This window comes from Halomonas sp. GD1P12, assembly GCF_025725645.1.
Lineage (GTDB): Bacteria > Pseudomonadota > Gammaproteobacteria > Pseudomonadales > Halomonadaceae > Vreelandella.
Map to the genome: position 1 here is coordinate 30,185 of NZ_CP107007.1, position 19,417 is coordinate 49,601.

Annotated in this window: 14 protein-coding genes and 3 rRNA genes; 11 read left to right on the forward strand and 6 right to left on the reverse strand. The window is 62.1% G+C overall.

The features are described 5' to 3' along the window. Nucleotides 1-27: 27 nt before the first annotated feature. Nucleotides 28-1,284 carry a UbiH/UbiF/VisC/COQ6 family ubiquinone biosynthesis hydroxylase gene (locus OCT39_RS00135; RefSeq protein ID WP_263585715.1) on the forward strand — a complete coding sequence of 419 codons (1,257 nt, stop codon included), beginning with the start codon at nucleotides 28-30 and terminating at the stop codon, nucleotides 1,282-1,284. 10 nt (nucleotides 1,285-1,294) lie between these two features. Here OCT39_RS00135 and OCT39_RS00140 read toward each other — a convergent pair whose 3' ends face one another. The 3 genes from OCT39_RS00140 to gpmI all read right to left on the reverse strand — a co-directional run bounded on the left by OCT39_RS00140 (nucleotide 1,295) and on the right by gpmI (nucleotide 5,387). Further along, the gene (locus OCT39_RS00140; RefSeq protein WP_263585716.1) at nucleotides 1,295-2,593 is read right to left on the reverse strand and encodes a S41 family peptidase; all 1,299 of its coding nucleotides are present in this window, start codon (nucleotides 2,591-2,593) and stop codon (nucleotides 1,295-1,297) included. 80 nt (nucleotides 2,594-2,673) lie between these two features. Next, the gene (locus OCT39_RS00145; RefSeq protein ID WP_263585717.1) at nucleotides 2,674-3,825 is read right to left on the reverse strand and encodes a murein hydrolase activator EnvC family protein; all 1,152 of its coding nucleotides are present in this window, start codon (nucleotides 3,823-3,825) and stop codon (nucleotides 2,674-2,676) included. Next, nucleotides 3,822-5,387: a 2,3-bisphosphoglycerate-independent phosphoglycerate mutase gene (gene gpmI, locus OCT39_RS00150; RefSeq protein ID WP_263585718.1), complete on the reverse strand. Its 1,566-nt coding sequence runs from the start codon at nucleotides 5,385-5,387 to the stop codon at nucleotides 3,822-3,824. Before gpmI ends, OCT39_RS00145 begins: the two co-directional genes overlap by 4 nt. 266 nt (nucleotides 5,388-5,653) lie before the next feature. Here gpmI and OCT39_RS00155 point away from each other — a divergent pair, with 266 nt between their 5' ends. The 3 genes from OCT39_RS00155 to OCT39_RS00165 all read left to right on the forward strand — a co-directional run bounded on the left by OCT39_RS00155 (nucleotide 5,654) and on the right by OCT39_RS00165 (nucleotide 7,427). Continuing rightward, nucleotides 5,654-6,073 (forward strand): rhodanese-like domain-containing protein, encoded by a 420-nt coding sequence (locus OCT39_RS00155; RefSeq protein WP_263585719.1) that lies wholly within the window; start codon nucleotides 5,654-5,656, stop codon nucleotides 6,071-6,073. Between the two features lie 66 nt (nucleotides 6,074-6,139). Further along, nucleotides 6,140-6,655, forward strand: coding sequence for a protein-export chaperone SecB (gene secB, locus OCT39_RS00160; protein ID WP_263585720.1), 516 nt, complete (start codon nucleotides 6,140-6,142; stop codon nucleotides 6,653-6,655). 19 nt (nucleotides 6,656-6,674) lie between these two features. Beyond that, complete coding sequence (locus OCT39_RS00165; protein WP_263585721.1) at nucleotides 6,675-7,427, forward strand: 16S rRNA (uracil(1498)-N(3))-methyltransferase; 753 nt, start codon at nucleotides 6,675-6,677, stop codon at nucleotides 7,425-7,427. A gap of 26 nt (nucleotides 7,428-7,453) precedes the next feature. Here OCT39_RS00165 and OCT39_RS00170 read toward each other — a convergent pair whose 3' ends face one another. Together OCT39_RS00170 and OCT39_RS00175 are read right to left on the reverse strand one after the other, a co-directional pair. Continuing rightward, nucleotides 7,454-7,996, reverse strand: coding sequence for a hypothetical protein (locus tag OCT39_RS00170; protein WP_263585722.1), 543 nt, complete (start codon nucleotides 7,994-7,996; stop codon nucleotides 7,454-7,456). After that, nucleotides 7,989-9,617 (reverse strand): sodium:solute symporter, encoded by a 1,629-nt coding sequence (locus tag OCT39_RS00175; protein ID WP_263585723.1) that lies wholly within the window; start codon nucleotides 9,615-9,617, stop codon nucleotides 7,989-7,991. The genes OCT39_RS00170 and OCT39_RS00175 overlap by 8 nt, the downstream gene beginning before the upstream one ends. A gap of 189 nt (nucleotides 9,618-9,806) precedes the next feature. Between OCT39_RS00175 and OCT39_RS00180 the strand changes: the two genes are divergently transcribed. The 4 genes from OCT39_RS00180 to ruvX all read left to right on the forward strand — a co-directional run bounded on the left by OCT39_RS00180 (nucleotide 9,807) and on the right by ruvX (nucleotide 12,626). Then, on the forward strand, nucleotides 9,807-10,499 hold the full coding sequence (locus OCT39_RS00180; protein WP_263585724.1) for a S1 RNA-binding domain-containing protein: 693 nt from the start codon (nucleotides 9,807-9,809) through the stop codon (nucleotides 10,497-10,499). Between the two features lie 84 nt (nucleotides 10,500-10,583). Then, complete coding sequence (gshB, locus tag OCT39_RS00185; RefSeq protein WP_263585725.1) at nucleotides 10,584-11,543, forward strand: glutathione synthase; 960 nt, start codon at nucleotides 10,584-10,586, stop codon at nucleotides 11,541-11,543. 70 nt (nucleotides 11,544-11,613) lie between these two features. Further along, complete coding sequence (locus OCT39_RS00190) at nucleotides 11,614-12,171, forward strand: YqgE/AlgH family protein (RefSeq protein WP_263585726.1); 558 nt, start codon at nucleotides 11,614-11,616, stop codon at nucleotides 12,169-12,171. Further along, nucleotides 12,171-12,626, forward strand: a complete 456-nt coding sequence (gene ruvX, locus OCT39_RS00195) for a Holliday junction resolvase RuvX (protein ID WP_263585727.1) — start codon at nucleotides 12,171-12,173, stop codon at nucleotides 12,624-12,626. The genes OCT39_RS00190 and ruvX overlap by 1 nt, the downstream gene beginning before the upstream one ends. A 37-nt stretch (nucleotides 12,627-12,663) precedes the next feature. Here the strand turns inward: ruvX and pyrB are convergent, their stop codons facing one another. Continuing rightward, nucleotides 12,664-13,689: an aspartate carbamoyltransferase gene (pyrB, locus tag OCT39_RS00200; protein ID WP_263585728.1), complete on the reverse strand. Its 1,026-nt coding sequence runs from the start codon at nucleotides 13,687-13,689 to the stop codon at nucleotides 12,664-12,666. Between the two features lie 546 nt (nucleotides 13,690-14,235). On the opposite strand from pyrB, the gene OCT39_RS00205 reads away from it, so the two are divergent. From OCT39_RS00205 to rrf, 3 genes are all read left to right on the forward strand, one after another. Further along, nucleotides 14,236-15,770, forward strand: a 16S ribosomal RNA gene (locus tag OCT39_RS00205). Between the two features lie 282 nt (nucleotides 15,771-16,052). Continuing rightward, nucleotides 16,053-18,940: ribosomal RNA gene (locus OCT39_RS00210) — 23S ribosomal RNA — on the forward strand. A gap of 130 nt (nucleotides 18,941-19,070) precedes the next feature. Further along, nucleotides 19,071-19,186 (forward strand): 5S ribosomal RNA (rrf, locus tag OCT39_RS00215). The 16S, 23S and 5S rRNA genes sit together here, the layout of an rRNA operon. Nucleotides 19,187-19,417 lie beyond the last annotated feature (231 nt).

The window sequence follows — 19,417 nt, forward strand, 5'->3', positions numbered from 1 at the left end:
GATTCACGATTCACGACAGGAAGCGGTATGCAGACCCAACAGGCGTCACCCGGCAGTACCTTCGAGCAGTTTGACGCCGTCATCGTCGGCGCCGGCATGGTGGGCACGGCGCTGGCGGGGCTTCTGGCCGGCGCCGGCATGCGCACCGCGCTGGTCGAGTCGCAGGCTGCGCCGCTCGAGTTGAGCACCCTCGACACGCGCACGCTCGCCCCCAGGGTGAGCGCGCTAACGCCGGTGTCCCAGCGGCTGTTGAAACACCTCGGCGCCTGGGACGACATGGCGGCCACGCGGGTAACGCCGTATCGCTACATGCATGTGTGGGACGGCGAGGGCAGCGGCAGCATCCACTTCAGTGCCGACGAGGCGGGCACGCCAGTGCTTGGGCATATCGTCGAAAACGGCGTGACGCTGGCCGCGCTCAATCGCCACGTGCTGCGGCTTCCGACGCTGAGCCTCTTTTTTGGCGCCGAGGTCGCCGCGCTGCAAACGACGGCCAAAGGGCGCAGCCTGGTGCTCAAGGATGGGCGCGAGCTCAATACGCCGCTGGTCATCGCCGCCGACGGCGCCCGCTCGGCGCTTCGCGCGCTGGCCGGTATCGAGGTGGCAGAAGAGTCCATGGAGCAGGACGCGGTGGTGACCACCGTGCGCTGCGAAAAGCCCCAGGGCGGCACCGCCCGCCAGGTCTTCGTCGATGGGCGGCCATTGGCCTTTTTGCCGCTGACCGACGGCGACGATGTGCGCTACTGCTCGATCGTCTGGTCGACGACGCCGGCGCACGCGCAGCAGCTCCAGGAGCTTTCCCGCGACGCGCTGGGCCAGGCACTACAGGAGACGTTCGGCCCCTCGCTTGGGCGTATCGAGGTAGTGGACGACGCTTACCGCTTTGCGCTCATCCAGCGCCACGCCAAACGCTACGTGCTGGATCACTTCGCACTGGTCGGCGACGCTGCGCACACGCTACATCCGCTGGCGGGCCAGGGCGTGAATCTTGGGTTGATGGATGCAGCCGTGCTGGCCGAAGAGGTGGTGCACGCCTGGCGGCGCGGCGCCCCCTGGGGGGAGCGCGCCACGCTTGCGCGTTACGAGCGCCGGCGGCGCTTCGACAACGCCGCCATGCTCGCCTTGATGAAGGGGTTCAAGCAGCTCTTTGGCAGCCGCTTGCCGGCCCTGACGCTGGCGCGCAACCTCGGCATGAGCGCGATGAGCCAGGCAATACCGCTCAAGCGGCTGATCATGCGTCAGGCCACCGGCGAGCGCGGCCGCCTGCCGCGCTCATGTCGCTAACCCGGCAGGGTTAGCGGCGCCGGTCGACCACGTTGAGCGCTTTCAACAGATTTAGCGCTTCGCTGAGCTGGTAGTCGTCGCGCAGCCGCTCGGAGAACTCGCCGCGATCGGGCGTGCCGCCGGCCTGGTTATTCAGATGGCCGTCGAGGTCGATTTCGCGAATTTCGCGGCGCCCTTCGGCGACTTCCAGCCGCCCGCGCACGACCTCGACATCCGGCTCGATGCCTTGGGCCTGGATCGAGCGGCCGTTAGGGGTGTAGTAGAGCGCGGTGGTGAGCTTCAAGCCTTCGCCGTTACCCAGCGGCATGATCTGCTGCACCGAGCCCTTGCCGAAACTTTCGGTACCCATGATGATGCCGCGGCGCTGATCCTGCAGGGCACCGGCCACGATCTCGGCGGCGGAGGCGCTGCCGCCGTTGATCAACACCACCAGCGGCGTATCGCGGGCAGGTGTTGCCGGGTTGGCAGAGAACGACATCTCGGTGTTGGCCAGACGCCCTTCGGTGTAGACGATCAGCCCGCTGTCGAGAAACAGATCCGCCACGCCCACCGCCGACTGCAGCACGCCGCCGGGGTTGTTGCGAAGGTCCAGCACCAGCCCGGCAAGCGGCTGCTCGCGGCTCATGCGTGAGAGCGCATCAGCGGCCTGCTCCGGGGTGCGCGACTGGAACTGGCTGATACGCAGGTAGCCGTAGCCGGGCTCTAAAAGCTCGTGCTTGACGCTTTCGCTGCGAATCACTTCGCGGGCCAGGGTGATTTCGCGCGGGCTGTCCTCGCCGGCGCGCAGAATGCTCAGCGTGAGCTCGCTTCCGGGCTCGCCGCGCATCAGCGTGACCGCCTCCTGCAGCGACAGGCTCTCCGTCGGCGTGCCGTCGATGGCAATGATCAGATCGCGGGCGAGCAGCCCGGCCTGGGAGGCGGGCGTGTCGTCGATCGGCGTAATGACCATCAGCTGGCCATCCTCGTTACCCACCTCGATGCCGATGCCGCCAAACTCGCCCTCGGTCGATTCGCGCAGGCTCTGAAACTCGTTGACGTCCAGGTAGGCGGAGTGCGGGTCGAGCTCGCTCAAAAGCCCGCGCATGGCGTTGCGCAAAAGCGTTGCGTCGTCCACCTCTTCGACGTAGCCGCGCTTGATGCGCTCGAACACCTCAGCGAAGGTCTGGATCTCCTCGAGGGGCAGCGCCTCTGGCGCGCCGTTGGCGGGCTGCGCCCAGAGCGGCAGCGGCGCGCCGAGCAGCGAAAGCGAAAGCAGGGGCGCTATCAGCCGCCTGGCGGGGGCCAGTACTTCGTTCACAGTTAGCGTCATGCAGACTCCGCAAGGCAGAAGGCGCCGGGGTAGCGCGTGTAGTGAAATGTCGTCGTATCGTGTCGTGCCAGCTTATCCCGTCAGCGGCGCGCAATCCAACGCTCGGGATTAATCGGCTCGCCACGGTTTCGTACCTCGAAGTAAAGCGCGGCGCGGCGCTGGCCGCCACTATTTCCGACGCGGCCGATCTCTTCGCCGGCGCCGACGGCCTGGCCCGCCCGGGCGCTGAACTGCTGCAGGTGAGCATAAAGCGTCATCACCTGGTCGCCGTGGTCGATGATCAACAAATTGCCAAAGCCGCGCATCCAGTCGGCGAACACCACCCGGCCTTCATGCACCGCGGTGACCGGCGTGTTGGCGCCGGCCTCGATGACAATGCCGTTATAGTGGACGCCGTCCTGGCCGCGAAAGCCCGCGCTGATCGCGCCCTGAACCGGCCAGGGCAGATCGCCCTGGGTGCGGCCGATGTGGGTGGTCGGCGTGGCCTCGGCCAGCCGCGCCATTTCCGCCTGGATACGGCGAAGCTGCGCCTCGGCCTCTTCGCGAGTCTGATTGAGATCCGCCAGCCGGTCGGCTTCGCTTTCGTAGCGATCGTCGAGCGTGGCGACCACGCTCTGGCGCTCGGCGCTGGTCTCGGCAAGCATCGCGCTCTGCGTCTCGAGCTCCTCGGAAAGCGTGGCCAGCTGGCTCTGGCGCTGGTCGAGCTCGGCTTCCGTGTCGGCAAGCGCGGTGTCGAGGCGCGCGAGCTCATCGAGCTTGGCCTCTCGCGCGCGCGTCAGACGGTTCAGGTACGCCTGCATGCGATCGAGCTCCGCCGGGTCGCTCTGGTTGAGCAGAAGTTTCAGCTGCGGGGTCGGCCCCAGGCGGTAAAGCGCGGCGAACTGCTGCGCCAGCGCGGCCACCTGGACGCTGCGCTCGGCCTGCAAACGGTCGCGGTGGCGGCGAAGCGTTTGGGTTTCGTCGTCGAGCGTGCGCCGCTCGGCCTGCAGGCGATCGAGGCGTTGGTGGGTCTGGGCAAGCTCGGTTTCCACCGCCTGAAGCTCGCGCTCGGCGCTGTCGCGCGCCTGGCCGGTGTTTGAAAGCCGGGTATTGAGCGACTCGATCTGCTGGCCCAGGGCGTCGAGCTGCTCGCGGGCGGCGCGCTCGTCCTGGCCAAGCGCGCCGCCCGCGAGCCCTAGCGCGCTCAGCAGGGCAACGCAGCGCGCCGCCCGCCTGGCGAGCCGTGACCTCATTCGTCGAAGGTAAGTAGCGGCGTGCCGGTCATCGCCTCGGGCACGCTTTGGTCCATCAGGGTCAAAAGCGTGGGCGCCAGGTCGCATAGCCGGCCCTCAATGAGGCGCGCCGGGCGCTCACCGACATACACCAGCGGCACCACGAAGGTGGTGTGCGCGGTTTGCGGCGCGCCGGTCTCCGGGTGGATCATCTGCTCGGCGTTGCCGTGGTCGGCAGTGATCAGGCAGGCCCCGCCGGCGCGCTCGATCGCCTCGACCACGCGGCCCACGCAGGTGTCCACGGTTTCGACCGCTTTCACCGCGGCGTCGAAGTCGCCGGTGTGTCCGACCATGTCACCGTTGGCGTAGTTGCACACGATGAGATCGAAGCGGTGGGCATCGATCGCCTCGACCAGCGCCTCGGTGATCTCGAAGGCGCTCATCTCGGGCTTCTCGTCGTAGGTCTTCACGTCGCGCGGCGAGGGCACGAGGATACGCTCTTCGCCCTCGTATTCGGCCTCGAAACCGCCGGAGAAGAAGAACGTCACGTGGGGATACTTCTCGGTTTCGGCGATACGCAGCTGCGAAAGCCCGCGCTTGGCGACCACTTCACCCAGGGTGTCGGTCAGATCCGTCGGCGGGAAGGCGGCGGGGGCGTCGATGTCCGCGGCGTAGCGGGTCATCATCACCAGGCCCTGGCCGGCTAGCCGGGCGCGCTGCTCGCGGGTAAAGCCGTCGAAGGCGTCGTCGGTGAAGGCGCGGGTCAGCTCGCGGGCACGATCGGAGCGGAAGTTCAGAAACAGCGCCGCGTCGCCATCGGCAATCGCTACGCCCTGGCCTTCCTTGCGTACCTGGCCGGCTTCGACGAACTCGTCGGTTTCGCCGCGAGCGTAGGCGGCTTCCAAAAGCGCCTCGGCGCTTTCGGCGGTGTGCTCGGCATCGCCCTGGGTAAGCAGGCGGTAGGCCTTCTCGACCCGCTCCCAGCGGTTGTCGCGGTCCATGGCGTAGAAGCGCCCGATGATCGAGGCGACGAAGCCGTTGTCCGCACCGACCAGATCAGCCAGTTTGGCGTTAGCCCGCTCGATCGACGAAAGCGCACTTTTCGGCGCGGTATCGCGGCCATCCAGAAAAGCGTGCACGTAGATACGCGTGGCGCCGCGGCTGGCGGCAAGCTCGGCCAGCGCTAAAAAGTGATCTTCGTGGCTGTGCACGCCGCCGGGCGATAAAAGCCCCAGCAGGTGCACCGCGCGGCCCTGGGCGATTGCTTCATCGATGGGCGCGGTGAGCGCCTCGATGCGCGCAAGCTCGCCTTCCTTGATTGCCTTGGTGATGCGGGTGAAATCCTGATACACCACGCGTCCCGCGCCCAGATTCATGTGGCCGACTTCGGAGTTGCCCATCTGGCCGTCGGGCAGGCCCACATGCTCGCCATCGGTGTGTACGAAAGCGTGGGGACGCTGGGCCCAAAGTGCATCCATGACCGGCGTATTGGCGGCGGCCACGGCATTGTGTGCGGCATCCGGGTTATGGCCGTAACCGTCCAGAATGATCAGCGCTACCGGGCGCGGGGTCTGTGTTGCCATTGAAGCCTCGTCGTATCGGATGGTCGTTCAAAGTGGTCGTTTTAAAGCGCGCCAGTCAAGCCAGGCGTTCGAAAAGAGCGCGGGTCGTTTCCTTTTCGAATACCCCCTTTTGGTCGGGGTCGCGACCCGCGTACGCTTGGGGCATCATAACGCAGCCAGTCGTTAGGCGTCATGGTCTGCGCGTCGGCGCCCGTGACGTGTATACTTGTCGCGTTTGACGGTGGCCTGGCCGCTTTTTTTGCATATACCAAGAGATTGTGTTCGCGATGATCGATCAGCTGTTCGAATTCGTAATGAACCACCCTTTGCTGGTGGGCGCATTTTTGCTGGTGCTGCTGGCGTGGCTCGTCTATGAAACCCGCAGCGCGTCCACCCACGCGGTGAGCTCCTCTGAGGCGACGCAGCTCATCAACCGGGAAGACGCGGTGATAGTGGACGTGCGCGAGAGCAAGGAGTTCAAGGCCGGTCACATCGCCGGCGCGCGCAACATCCCGCAGTCCAATCTGGACAGCCGCATGAACGAGCTTGAGAAAGTGAAAGACAAGCCCATCATCGTGGTGTGCAAGCATGGTCAGAGCGCGGGCGCGGTGCAGGCCAAGCTCGCCAAGGCGGGTTTCAATGCCAACAAGCTCAAGGGCGGCATGGCGCAGTGGCAGGCGGACAGCCTGCCGGTGGTGAAAAAGTAAGCGCTGCGGCGCCGCTTTATCCAACGCAGTAATTTATCCAACGTAACAATGACCAGGAGTACTCCCATGGCGGAAGAGAACAACGCCCCTCAGCAAGGCGCCGGTGCGGCAGAAGGCGAAAAGCCGCAGCTGAAATTCTCGCTGCAGCGCATCTATGTCAAGGACATCTCCTTTGAGGCGCCGAACTCGCCGTCGGTGTTCAAGCAGTCGTTCAAGCCCAAGGTCAATCTGGATTTGAACACCACCAGCACCAAAATCGACGACGACCAGTATGAAGTCGTGGTGAAGGTGACCGCTCAGGTCAACGACAGCGAATCCGGCACCACGTCCTTTTTGGCCGAAGTGGAGCAGGCGGGGCTTTTCCGTATCTCCGGCATCGAAGGCGCGCAGCTGGATCAGACCCTCGGCGCGTTCTGCCCGAATCTGCTCTTCCCCTACGCCCGCGAGTGCGTCGACAACCTGGTCAACCGGGGCGGCTTCCCGCCGCTGATGCTGGCGCCGGTCAATTTCGAAGCCATGTATGCCCAGCGCAAAAAGCGTGAAGCGCAGCAGGCTCAGGGCGCGGCCGAAAACACCCACTAAGCCGGATATCCCATAAGTCATGAAAGCCGACTGGTACGCCTTGAACGGTAAAATGCCCCGCCTGTACGTTGCCGCCGCGCTCAGCGTCGGCGCTCGGGTAGAGCTGCCGGAAGGCCCGGCGCGTCACGTCACACGCGTGCTGCGCATGGGCGAGGGCGCGCCGCTGGTGCTGTTCGACGGTCAGGGCCAGGAGGCCGGTGTGCGCCTGGTCGAGGCCGGGCGCAAGCGTAGTGTCGTGCTGGTCGAGTGCGTGTGGTCCGGCGAAGGCGAGTCGCCGCTTTCGGTTCACCTGGGCCAGGCGATCTCCAAGGGCGACCGGATGGACTACGCCATCCAGAAAGCCGTGGAGCTTGGCGTGGCCGCCATCACTCCGCTCTATACCGAGCGGGGTGATGTGCGCTTGAAAGACGAGCGCGAAGCCAAAAAGCACGCCCACTGGCAGGCGGTGGCCGAAAGCGCTTGCGAGCAGAGCGGGCGGGCGACGGTGCCGGTGGTGCATCCACCCATGGCGCTTGATGCCTGGCTTGCCACGCGCGATGAATCGCTAAAGTTGATGCTGCACCTGGCCACCGGTAACCGCTTCGATCTCGCCGAGCGCCCGGCGAGTGCCGCGCTTCTGATCGGCCCGGAAGGTGGGCTGACCGAGCAGGATATCGCCGCCGCCGAGTCTCATGGCTTTACGCCGCTGACGCTGGGCCCGCGCGTACTGCGTACCGAAACCGCGCCGGTTGTGGCGCTGACGCTTCTACAGCACCATTTCGGCGATTTGTAAGCGCTCACTCACCTGCCAAGCGCCTTTCATATCGGCTCACCGCCGCTCTCCTCCAACACCCCTTCCGATTGACGTTGCCCTTCGCGCGCCCGTCGTTTGAGCGCGCTCAGTACCAGCGGCTTGAGCTGGGGCAGCGCCTGGCCCGAGAGTCCGCTCAGCACCAACAGCCGGCGCTGGCGATGGGCGGTATAGCCAAGCCAGCAGGGCAGCCAGAGTAGGGTCGGGGGCGACTCCTTAAGCGTCAGCGGCCAGCGTTTGGGGCTGGCCATGCGCTCCCAAAACCACTGACGGGACAGCGGCGCGTGCTCGGGCGGCTGGCCGCCGTCGAGCGTGAGTTCGTCCGAGGGCTTCTCGGCCTGCGCTGTCAGCGCCGTGTGGGGAAGCAGCAGCGGGCGGGCGAGCGCCTGGCTTGCCAGCAGCCACGCGGCGGGCTCACAGTGCAAGGCGCCAAGATTAAACGCCCAAAGCGATATCCAGGCGGGCTCGAAGTTCGACCCCCCAAGCCGCGCGAGCCGCTCCCGCGCGTCCTCGGCATCGATATGCCGGGCCAGCGTGATGGTCTCAGGCATTGGCCCAGCCCTGGAGCAGCGCGAGCATCATTAGCATCAAAACGAACCAGACCAACAGCCCCAGGCAGCGCCGCCGGGTCAGGCGCGCCTCATGACCAACCTCCGGGGCGCTGCCGGCGCGGGCGGTGAGAATGGCCTGCATGTCCGGGGCGGACTCGTCGATGACCACGTCACTTAGCGCCTCGGCACTGGGCGCGGGCGCACTCAGGCTCACCAGATACCCGACCAAGACCGAGACCACCACGCCCACGGTGTTGTTGTAGAGCCAGGAGATATCCAGAAAGGCGGTGGTTGCCCACACCGCGAGCATACCGGTACACAGCCCCGTCATCGCCCCGCGGGCGTTGCTGCGGTGGCTGAAAATTGCCAGTAAAAAGGTGCCCAGAAGCGCCCCGTAGAACCAGGAGCCCACCTGATTGACCGCCTCGATCACCGGGCCCAGATTGCCGGCAAAGAACGCGAACAGCGTCGCGTAGCCGCCCCAGAAGACCGTTGCCCAGCGCGAGGCCTTGAGATAATGGGCGTCGCTGGCGTCTCGTTTAATATAGCGACTGTAGAAGTCGCGTATCGAGACCGCAGAGAGCGAGTTGAGCGCCGAGTCCAGACTCGACATCGCCGCGGCGAACACGCCGGCGATTACCAGCCCCGCCATGCCGGAGGGAAAGGTCTCGACCACGTAGCGGGGCAGCAACTCGTTGAGGTTCTCCGGTGCGCTCAGGCCGTTTTGCTGGTAGTAGGTGGCCAGGATGATCCCGACGAACAAAAACAGCAGCATCTGGGGAATCAGCAGATAGCCGCCGATCAGAAGCGAGCGCTGGGCGTCCGGCACCGAGGGGCTCGACAGCACGCGCTGGATCTGGCTCTGGTCGGTGCCGAAGTACGCCACGTGAAGAAAAAAGCCGCCGAAAAGCCCGGCCCACAGCGAGTAGGTCACATTCGGGTTGAGTGAGAGGTCGATGGCGTTGAACAGGCCGCTTTCAGCGCCGAACGCGAACACATCGCCCCAGCCGCCGGGCAGGCTCGTGACCAGAAAGATGACGCTCAACAGCGCACCAAGCCAGAGCACGAACATCTGAATGACGTCAGTCCAGATCACCGCGCTGATGCCGCCAAGCACGGTGTAGCTGATCGCCAGCACCGCCATGATGATGATGGTTAGGTTCACGCTCCAGCCGGTGACCACCGCCAGCACCAGCGCCGGAGCGTAGAGCACCACGCCGGTGGCGAGGCCGCGGGCGATCAAGAACAACAGCGCCGTCAGCGTGCGCGTGTTGGGGCCAAAGCGGCGCTCCAAAAGCTCGTAGATGCTGTAAATGCCCGCCCGGTGAAACACCGGCACCAGCACCAGAATCAGCACGATCATTGCCAGCGGCACGTTAAGGAAGGTCACCAGGCGCTCGAGGCCGCCTTCGAATCCCCAGCCCGGCGCGCCGATGAAGGTAATGGCGCTGGCCTGGGTGGCCATCACCGAAAGCCCGATCGCCCAGCCGGGAATGCTGCGCCCGCCCAGAAAGTAGTCTTCCGGGCTGTGCTGGTTTTTACCAAAGCGCGAACCGATCCAGGCGATGAGCGCGATATAGCCGATCAGCACCCCCGTATCCAACAGCGTGAATCCTTCCATGCCGCCGCCCCTTTTTTTATGAACTGTTTTGAGTGATCCGTTTTTAATGATCCATTTCTTATTGACCCATTGAGCATAGCAGCTCGGCCTAAACGCATTTAACGCAAGGCCGGGCGCATCGCTGCCGCCCGCTTTGCCCCCGGCAGGCCCAGGGCTCATAATGAGGATTCATTTATCGAGGAAGTGCTCATGGCTGACGACGCGCGCCCCACCTCTGGGCCTACAAGCGATGCAATCGCCCGCATCGGGGAAGTGGCCTATTTGACGGTGGTGACCGTCAACGACACCGGCGCGTTTCTGCGCTGGGGCCTGCCCAAGGACGTGCTGTTGCCTTATGGGGAGCAGCGCTTTCGCCCCGACCCCGGCAAGCGCGTGCTGGTTAAGCTGTATGAGGACGACCGCGGTCGCCCGGTCGCCTCGCAGCGCCTCGACCGCTTCTTGAGTGACGATGCATCGAGCCTTGAAAACGGCGAGGAAGTCGCCATTATCGTCGCCGACCGCACCGATCTGGGTCTCAAGGTCGTGGTCAACCATCGCTACTGGGGGCTGATCTACCAGGACGACATCACCAAGCCCCTGCGTCGCGGTCAGTCGGTGACCGGCTACGTCAAGCAGCGACGCGACGACGGCCGAGTCAATATTTCGCTACTGCCGCCAGGTGCTGCGCGCCTGGACGTGGTCGGCGAGACGATCCTGGCCGCGCTCAGAGAGAGCGGCGGCTATCTGCCGCTGGGCGACAAGAGCGACGCCCACGCCATCAAGGCGCGGCTCGGGGTCAGCAAGAGCGCCTACAAGCAGGCGATCGGCCGGCTTTACAAGCAGCAGCTGATTACCCTCGCCCCGGATGCGATCCGCCTGGTGCCCGGTGCGCTCACCCCGTGAGGTTTTGCACCGTCCATGAGGTTTGCGCCGCCTTGGAGGTGCGTCATACTGCTTCTCTACCGTTTATGAAGGGATAGTGCCCCGATGAGTCAACCGAATCTGCAGCTTGGCGTCGTAATGGACCCCATCAGCGCCATTGCCTATAAAAAGGACACGACGCTAGCCATGCTGTGGGCCGCCCAGGAGCGCGGCTATACCCTGTACTACATGGAGCAGGGCGACCTTTTCCTGGAGGCAGGCAAGGCCCATGCCCGAATGCGTGCGCTGACCGTTCACCGCGACCCGGCGCACTGGTTCGATCTGGGTGAGGTCGAATCGCGCCCGCTAACAAGTCTGGACGCGGTGCTGATGCGTAAGGATCCGCCGGTAGACGCCGAGTTCATCAACGCGGTGCACCTGCTGGGCTTTGCCGAGCGCGAAGGCGTGCTGATCGTCAACCCGACTCAGGCGCTTTTGCAGTGCAACGAGAAGCTCTTCGCCCAGCAGTTTCCCGAGTGCTGCGCGCCAACCATCGTCGCCAGCCGCGATGATGTATTGCGCGCCTTCCACGCCGAGCACGGCGACGTCATCTTCAAGCCGCTCGACGGCATGGGCGGCACCGGCATCTTTCATATCGAACCAGGCGGGCGCAACATCGGTGCCGTGATCGAGCAGCTCACCCTGCGCGGGCAGCGCCAGATCATGGCCCAGCGCTACCTGCCCGAGATCAAGGATGGCGACACGCGCATTCTGCTGGTCGACGGTGAGCCGGTGCCTTATGGGCTGGCGCGCATTCCTTCCGCCGGGGAGACGCGCGGCAACCTGGCTGCCGGCGGGCGCGGCGTCACCCGCGAGCTCACCGCCCGCGATCATTGGCTGATCGATCAGGTCAAACCGGTCATCAGGGAGAAGGGGCTGATGTTCGTGGGACTTGATGTGATCGGTGACTACATCACCGAAATCAACGTCACGAGCCCCACCTGCGTGCGCGAAATCGACGATCAGCGCGGCACCGACATCGCCGGGCTCCTGCTGGACGCCGTCGAGCGCCGCCTTGGCGCCTGAAGGCGCCACACGCGCCATTCACTGCCTATCAAGCGAGGCGCGCTGACGTTCGGCGCGCCGTAGGAGACGCATGCAAAGCTTAAAACACCACTTCTTAATGGCAATGCCGCACCTCGACGACGCCAATTTTGCCGGCAGTCTGATCTATCTGTGCGACCACGATCACAACGGCTGCATGGGTGTGATCATCAACCACACCCTTGAAATCACCCTCGACACGCTGTTCGAGCAGCTCTCGCTCGGCGGTGAGGAGAGCCCGCACCGCAACGCGCCGGTTTATTACGGTGGCCCGACTCACAAGGACCGCGGCTTCATTCTGCATGTCGGCGACAGCCAGGAGTGGGACTCCAGCGTTCAGGTCGATGACAACGTCGCGCTTACCACCTCGATGGATATCCTCAAGGCGCTCGCCGACGGCGAAGGCCCAGAGCAGTTTCTGGTCTGCCTGGGCTGCGCTGGCTGGGAAGTCGGGCAGCTCGAGGACGAACTCAAGGAGAACAGCTGGCTGACCGTGGAAGGCGATGAGCGCGTGATTTTCGCCACGCCCCCCGCTGAGCGGCTGGCGAGCGCGGCGGGCATCCTCGGCGTGGATTTGAACCTCATGACCCGCGACGCGGGGCACGCCTAGTGGCAACGCCCGGTCAGCGGCTGGTGCTCGCCTTCGATTACGGCACGCGGCGTATTGGCGTGGCGGTGGGCAACGAGCTTTTGAAAAGCGCCCGCGAGCTCGACCCGCTTACCGCCCGCGACGGCATCCCCGACTGGCAGCGCGTCGAGACGCTGCTAAAAGAGTGGCAGCCGGATCTGCTGGTGGTTGGGCTTCCGCTCAATATGGACGATAGCGAATCGGAGATGAGCCGGCGCGCGCGCAAGTTCGGCAATCGGCTTCACGGGCGTTTTGGCAAGCCCGTCGAGATGGTCGACGAACGCGGCTCTACCAGGGAAGCCAAAAGCATCGCCCGCGACGCCGGCCACCGCGGCAACTACCGTGAAGAGAGCGTCGATGGCATCGCTGCCGTGCTCATACTGGAGGGCTGGTTTGCCCACCGGGAAGGGCTCCCCGGCGGGCGTCTCTCGCTCTAACCGCTACGTCTCTTTATAGCCTTTCTACTTCTATTGCTTAGCGATCCAGCGTGCCGGTCTGATGGGGGACGAACCAGCGGACCGGGCGCAGATCCTCGGCGATCAAATCGTCGACTTTCAAAAGCGTGGCAAAAATCGCCATGCGCATTGGAATGCCATTGTCGGTCTGGCGGAAGATCGCAAGTCGGGGGTCACCGTTCAGGTCCACGTTGAGATCGTTCACGCCGGGGCGGCTGTCGCGGGGCAGCGGGTGCATGACGATCGTGGAACTTGTGCAGTGGCGATCGAGAAAGCCCTTGTTGACGACGAACTCGTTCGAGACGCCCTTGAAGCTTTCGTTCATCTCCTCGGTGAAGCGCTCCTTTTGAATGCGCGTGGTGTACACCACGTCCAGATCACTGAAGTCCGTGCCCAGGTGCTCGCGCATCTCGACCCGGTGGCCGCGCGAGGTCACCAGGTCCACAAGGTGCGCCGGCATTTCGAGGCCCGGCGGCGACACCAGCGTGATGCGTAGCGGGTCATAAAGCGAGAGCAGCTTGATCAACGAATGCACGGTGCGCCCGTACTTCAGGTCGCCGGTGAGTAGAATGTGGGCGCCTTCGAGGCGCTTGCCCAGACGCTGAAACTCCTTATCGATCGTATAGAGATCCAGTAGCGCCTGGCTTGGGTGCTCGCCTGGGCCGTCGCCTCCGTTGATCACCGGCACGTTGGTCGCCTCGGCGAACTCGGCCACCGACCCCTGCTCCGGGTGACGCATCACGATCGCATCGCAGTAGCCACTCATCACGCGGCTGGTATCGTAAAGCGATTCGCCCTTCGCCATGGAGGAGAAGGTAAAGCCGGTGGTATCACAGACGCTTCCGCCCAACCGGCAGAACGCGGCGTTGAAGCTCACGCGCGTACGGGTACTGGCTTCGAAAAACAGATTGCCCAGTACCGCGCCTTCCAGCACGCGGGTGACCTGTTGGCGGCTGGCGATCGGCTCCATCTGCGCGGCCACACGCAGCAGATGATCGACGCCTTCGCGGTTCAATGAATCAACGGATAGCAGGTGGGGGCTCATCAAGGACCTCGGAGATGGTGGGCGAGAGCGCTAGTTTAACCGTTAACCGGGGCGGGGCCGAAATGCTTTGAAAAGGCCAGACGATTAGCCGTGAAATATTTTTACAAAACCGCTTGCACTCGCCCCGCCAAATCCGTAAAGTACGCATCCGCTGCCGGGGACGCCAAGCGTTTCCAGCGGTGGATGAAGGTGAAAACCTTCGATTTGTCAGGAAGTTAGAGCACTGTTCGGCAGGTTTGAATGGCTCGCTTCACTCGCTGAAATCAGCGGTTGACAAATTCACCGGAATGCGTAGAATACGCCTTCCTCGACGGGCAAGCGGTTCAGGTCATCGAACGGTTCGTCGAACAGCTCTTTAACAATTTGATCAGGCAATTCATGTGGGCGTTTGCCGATGAGGGTGACAAGTCACCTTATATCAAGGCAGACGAACACAGCGATACCTTTCGAGGTATCACGGTAAATTCGTTTGAACCTTGAGCCAGGATTGATTCGCCTCTGCGTCATGTCTTCGTATGTGGGGCAGGCAAGAATCACACTGATTTTAAACTGAAGAGTTTGATCATGGCTCAGATTGAACGCTGGCGGCAGGCTTAACACATGCAAGTCGAGCGGCAGCACGGGAAGCTTGCTTCCTGGTGGCGAGCGGCGGACGGGTGAGTAATGCATGGGAATCCACCCGATAGTGGGGGATAACCTGGGGAAACCCAGGCTAATACCGCATACGTCCTACGGGAGAAAGGGGGCTTCGGCTCCCGCTATCGGACGAGCCCATGTCGGATTAGCTAGCTGGTGAGGTAACGGCTCACCAGGGCGACGATCCGTAGCTGGTCTGAGAGGATGATCAGCCACATCGGGACTGAGACACGGCCCGAACTCCTACGGGAGGCAGCAGTGGGGAATATTGGACAATGGGCGCAAGCCTGATCCAGCCATGCCGCGTGTGTGAAGAAGGCCCTCGGGTTGTAAAGCACTTTCAGTGGGGAAGAAGGCCTGCCGGTTAATACCCGTCAGGAAGGACATCACCCACAGAAGAAGCACCGGCTAACTCCGTGCCAGCAGCCGCGGTAATACGGAGGGTGCAAGCGTTAATCGGAATTACTGGGCGTAAAGCGCGCGTAGGTGGCTTGACAAGCCGGTTGTGAAAGCCCCGGGCTCAACCTGGGAACGGCATCCGGAACTGTCAGGCTAGAGTGCAGGAGAGGAAGGTGGAATTCCCGGTGTAGCGGTGAAATGCGTAGAGATCGGGAGGAATACCAGTGGCGAAGGCGGCCTTCTGGACTGACACTGACACTGAGGTGCGAAAGCGTGGGTAGCAAACAGGATTAGATACCCTGGTAGTCCACGCCGTAAACGATGTCGACCAGCCGTTGGGTGCCTTGTGCACCTTGTGGCGAAGTTAACGCGATAAGTCGACCGCCTGGGGAGTACGGCCGCAAGGTTAAAACTCAAATGAATTGACGGGGGCCCGCACAAGCGGTGGAGCATGTGGTTTAATTCGATGCAACGCGAAGAACCTTACCTGCTCTTGACATCCTGCGAACCCGGAAGAGATTCCGGGGTGCCTTCGGGAACGCAGAGACAGGTGCTGCATGGCTGTCGTCAGCTCGTGTTGTGAAATGTTGGGTTAAGTCCCGTAACGAGCGCAACCCTTGTCCCTATTTGCCAGCGCGTAATGGCGGGAACTCTAGGGAGACTGCCGGTGACAAACCGGAGGAAGGTGGGGACGACGTCAAGTCATCATGGCCCTTACGAGCAGGGCTACACACGTGCTACAATGGCCGGTACAAAGGGCAGCGAACTCGCGAGAGCAAGCGAATCCCGAAAAGCCGGTCTCAGTCCGGATCGGAGTCTGCAACTCGACTCCGTGAAGTCGGAATCGCTAGTAATCGTGGATCAGAATGCCACGGTGAATACGTTCCCGGGCCTTGTACACACCGCCCGTCACACCATGGGAGTGGACTGCACCAGAAGTGGTTAGCTTAACCCTCGGGAAAGCGATCACCACGGTGTGGTTCATGACTGGGGTGAAGTCGTAACAAGGTAGCCGTAGGGGAACCTGCGGCTGGATCACCTCCTTAAACGATGCGTCATCCTCGCGGTAAACGTCCACAATGAATTGCCTGATCAGATGCTGTTGATGAGCAGTGACAAGCCAGACGCCACGCGTTGTCTTGTCACTGCTTATGGCAGTCGCTCTTTAACAATGTATATCATGCTGACAGTATCGAATGACGATACGGTGACATGAGCTTCGGCTCCTGTAATCGTGACGTGATCTCGATACGCAATTGTTTTGTGATACGTCTCAAGCGTATCCGGCAATCGTTGTCATTGCGGGCCCGGACTCCTTCGGGTTATAGGGTCAAGCAATGAAGCGCACACGGTGGATGCCTAGGCAGCCAGAGGCGATGAAAGACGTGGAAGCCTGCGATAAGGTTCGGTGAGGTGGCAAACGACCTGCGACCCGAACATCTCTGAATGGGGAAACCCACCGACCACAAGGTCGGTATCGTATCCTGAATACATAGGGATACGAGGCGAACCGGGGGAACTGAAACATCTAAGTACCCCGAGGAAAAGAAATCAACCGAGATTCCCCCAGTAGCGGCGAGCGAACGGGGACCAGCCCTTAAGTTGTGCAATCGATAGGCGAACAGTCTGGGAAGTCTGACCATAGCGGGTGATAGTCCCGTAGCCGAAATCCGAGCACAGTGAAATCGAGTAGGTCGGGGCACGAGAAACCCTGATTGAAGACGGGGGGACCATCCTCCAAGGCTAAATACTCCTGGCTGACCGATAGTGAACCAGTACCGTGAGGGAAAGGCGAAAAGAACCCCGGCGAGGGGAGTGAAATAGATCCTGAAACCGTGTGCGTACAAGCAGTGGGAGCAGACTCGTTCTGTGACTGCGTACCTTTTGTATAATGGGTCAGCGACTTATATTCAGTGGCGAGCTTAACCGAATAGGGGAGGCGTAGAGAAATCGAGTCTTAACTGGGCGACCAGTCGCTGGATATAGACCCGAAACCGGGCGATCTATCCATGAGCAGGGTGAAGGTTGAGTAACATCAACTGGAGGCCCGAACCAGGATCTGTTGAAAAAGATTTGGATGACTTGTGGATCGGAGTGAAAGGCTAATCAAGCCCGGAGATAGCTGGTTCTCCTCGAAAGCTATTTAGGTAGCGCCTCACGTATCACCACCGGGGGTAGAGCACTGTTTCGGCTAGGGGGTCATCCCGACTTACCAACCCGAGGCAAACTCCGAATACCGGTGAGTGCAGCGTGGGAGACACACGGCGGGTGCTAACGTCCGTCGTGAAAAGGGAAACAACCCGGACCGTCAGCTAAGGTCCCCAAATCCTGGTTAAGTGGGAAACGATGTGGGAAGGCTCAGACAGCCAGGAGGTTGGCTTAGAAGCAGCCATCCTTTAAAGAAAGCGTAATAGCTCACTGGTCGAGTCGGCCTGCGCGGAAGATGTAACGGGGCTAAACCAGGTACCGAAGCTACGGGTTCATCCTCTGGATGAGCGGTAGAGGAGCGTCGTGTACGCCGATGAAGGTGGATCGAGAGGTCTGCTGGAGGTATCACGAGTGCGAATGCTGACATGAGTAACGATAAGGGAGTGAAAAACTCCCCCGCCGGAAGACCAAGGGTTTCTGTTCGATGCTAATCAGAGCAGAGTGAGTCGGCCCCTAAGGCGAGGCCGAAAGGCGTAGTCGATGGGAAACGGGTCAATATTCCCGTACCGGACATGATTGCGATGGGGGGACGGAGAAGGCTAGGTGAGCCGGGCGCTGGTTGTCCCGGTGAAAGCAGGTAGGCTGAATGCTCAGGCAAATCCGGGCGTTCAAGGCCGAGATGCGAGACGAACTGACCACGGTCAGGAAGTCACTGATGCCACGCTTCCAGGAAAAGCCTCTAAGCTTCAGATCATGTGCGACCGTACCCCAAACCGACACAGGTGGTCAGGGTGAGAATCCCAAGGCGCTTGAGAGAACTCGGGTGAAGGAACTAGGCAAAATGGTGCCGTAACTTCGGGAGAAGGCACGCCGGCGTAGGGTAGAGGGACTTGCTCCCCGAGCCCGAACCGGCCGAAGATACCAGGTGGCTGCAACTGTTTAGTAAAAACACAGCACTCTGCCAACGCGCAAGCGGACGTATAGGGTGTGACGCCTGCCCGGTGCCGGAAGGTTAAGTGATGGTGTTAGCCCTCGGGCGAAGCTCCTGATCGAAGCCCCGGTAAACGGCGGCCGTAACTATAACGGTCCTAAGGTAGCGAAATTCCTTGTCGGGTAAGTTCCGACCTGCACGAATGGCGTAATGATGGCCACGCTGTCTCCACCCGAGACTCAGTGAAATTGAAATCGCCGTGAAGATGCGGTGTACCCGCGGCTAGACGGAAAGACCCCGTGAACCTTTACTATAGCTTCACACTGGATACTGATGTTGCCTGTGTAGGATAGCCGGGAGGCTAGGAACTCCGGACGCCAGTTCGGAGGGAGCCACCCTTGAAATACCGGCCTGGCATCATTGGTGTTCTCACTCCGACCCGTCATCCGGGTCGAGGACAGTGTGTGGTGGGTAGTTTGACTGGGGCGGTCTCCTCCCAAAGAGTAACGGAGGAGCACGAAGGTACCCTCAGCACGGTCGGACATCGTGCAATGAGTGCAAGAGCATAAGGGTGCTTGACTGCGAGACAGACACGTCGAGCAGGTGCGAAAGCAGGTTCTAGTGATCCGGTGGTTCTGTATGGAAGGGCCATCGCTCAACGGATAAAAGGTACTCCGGGGATAACAGGCTGATACCGCCCAAGAGTTCACATCGACGGCGGTGTTTGGCACCTCGATGTCGGCTCATCACATCCTGGGGCTGAAGTCGGTCCCAAGGGTATGGCTGTTCGCCATTTAAAGTGGTACGCGAGCTGGGTTTAGAACGTCGTGAGACAGTTCGGTCCCTATCTGCCGTGGGCGTTGGATGTTTGAGAAGGGCTGCTCCTAGTACGAGAGGACCGGAGTGGACGCACCTCTGGTGTTCCGGTTGTCACGCCAGTGGCATTGCCGGGTAGCTATGTGCGGACGGGATAACCGCTGAAAGCATCTAAGCGGGAAGCCCCCTTCAAGATGAGACATCCCCGAGGCCTTGAGCCTCCTGAAGGGCCCAGCGAGACCAGCTGGTTGATAGGCACGGTGTGGACGCACCGCAAGGTGTTGAGCTAACGTGTACTAATGGCCCGTGAGGCTTGACCCTATAACACCCAAGGGGTTCGGCCCGCAGTGACAACGAAGCAAGAACCGGATACGCACGAGCATGAAGCGAAAGGCTTCATGTCGAACGGGACGATCACGAAACCGTCAGCCGATATACATTGAAAGTTACGCCTGACGACCATGGCTTGCGTGAACCACCCGATCCCTTGCCGAACTCGGAAGTGAAACCGCAACGCGCCGATGGTAGTGTGGGGTCTCCCCATGCGAGAGTAGGTTATCGTCAGGCACCTATTGTGCAGAGAACCCGGCCCCTGGCCGGGTTTTTTGTGTGCGCGAGAAAAGGGCAGCGGCGTATGAGTACCCCCCGTGCGAGGGTACCGGGGCGCCGGCCGCCGGGGCGCCGGTCGCCGGGACGCCGGTCGGGTCATCGTCAGGCACCCATCCCGAAAATCCCCCGTCTCCCCGAGGCGGGGGATTTTTTTATGCGTGCAGAAAAGAATCAGCACGCTAGCCAACA

Coding starts and splice junctions, on each gene's coding strand:
- OCT39_RS00135 (WP_263585715.1), top strand. CDS start 28: ATGCAGACCCAACAGGCGTCACCCGGCAGTACCTTCGAGCAGTTTGAC.
- OCT39_RS00140 (WP_263585716.1), bottom strand. CDS start 2,593: ATGACGCTAACTGTGAACGAAGTACTGGCCCCCGCCAGGCGGCTGATA.
- OCT39_RS00145 (WP_263585717.1), bottom strand. CDS start 3,825: ATGAGGTCACGGCTCGCCAGGCGGGCGGCGCGCTGCGTTGCCCTGCTG.
- gpmI (WP_263585718.1), bottom strand. CDS start 5,387: ATGGCAACACAGACCCCGCGCCCGGTAGCGCTGATCATTCTGGACGGT.
- OCT39_RS00155 (WP_263585719.1), top strand. CDS start 5,654: ATGATCGATCAGCTGTTCGAATTCGTAATGAACCACCCTTTGCTGGTG.
- secB (WP_263585720.1), top strand. CDS start 6,140: ATGGCGGAAGAGAACAACGCCCCTCAGCAAGGCGCCGGTGCGGCAGAA.
- OCT39_RS00165 (WP_263585721.1), top strand. CDS start 6,675: ATGAAAGCCGACTGGTACGCCTTGAACGGTAAAATGCCCCGCCTGTAC.
- OCT39_RS00170 (WP_263585722.1), bottom strand. CDS start 7,996: ATGCCTGAGACCATCACGCTGGCCCGGCATATCGATGCCGAGGACGCG.
- OCT39_RS00175 (WP_263585723.1), bottom strand. CDS start 9,617: ATGGAAGGATTCACGCTGTTGGATACGGGGGTGCTGATCGGCTATATC.
- OCT39_RS00180 (WP_263585724.1), top strand. CDS start 9,807: ATGGCTGACGACGCGCGCCCCACCTCTGGGCCTACAAGCGATGCAATC.
- gshB (WP_263585725.1), top strand. CDS start 10,584: ATGAGTCAACCGAATCTGCAGCTTGGCGTCGTAATGGACCCCATCAGC.
- OCT39_RS00190 (WP_263585726.1), top strand. CDS start 11,614: ATGCAAAGCTTAAAACACCACTTCTTAATGGCAATGCCGCACCTCGAC.
- pyrB (WP_263585728.1), bottom strand. CDS start 13,689: ATGAGCCCCCACCTGCTATCCGTTGATTCATTGAACCGCGAAGGCGTC.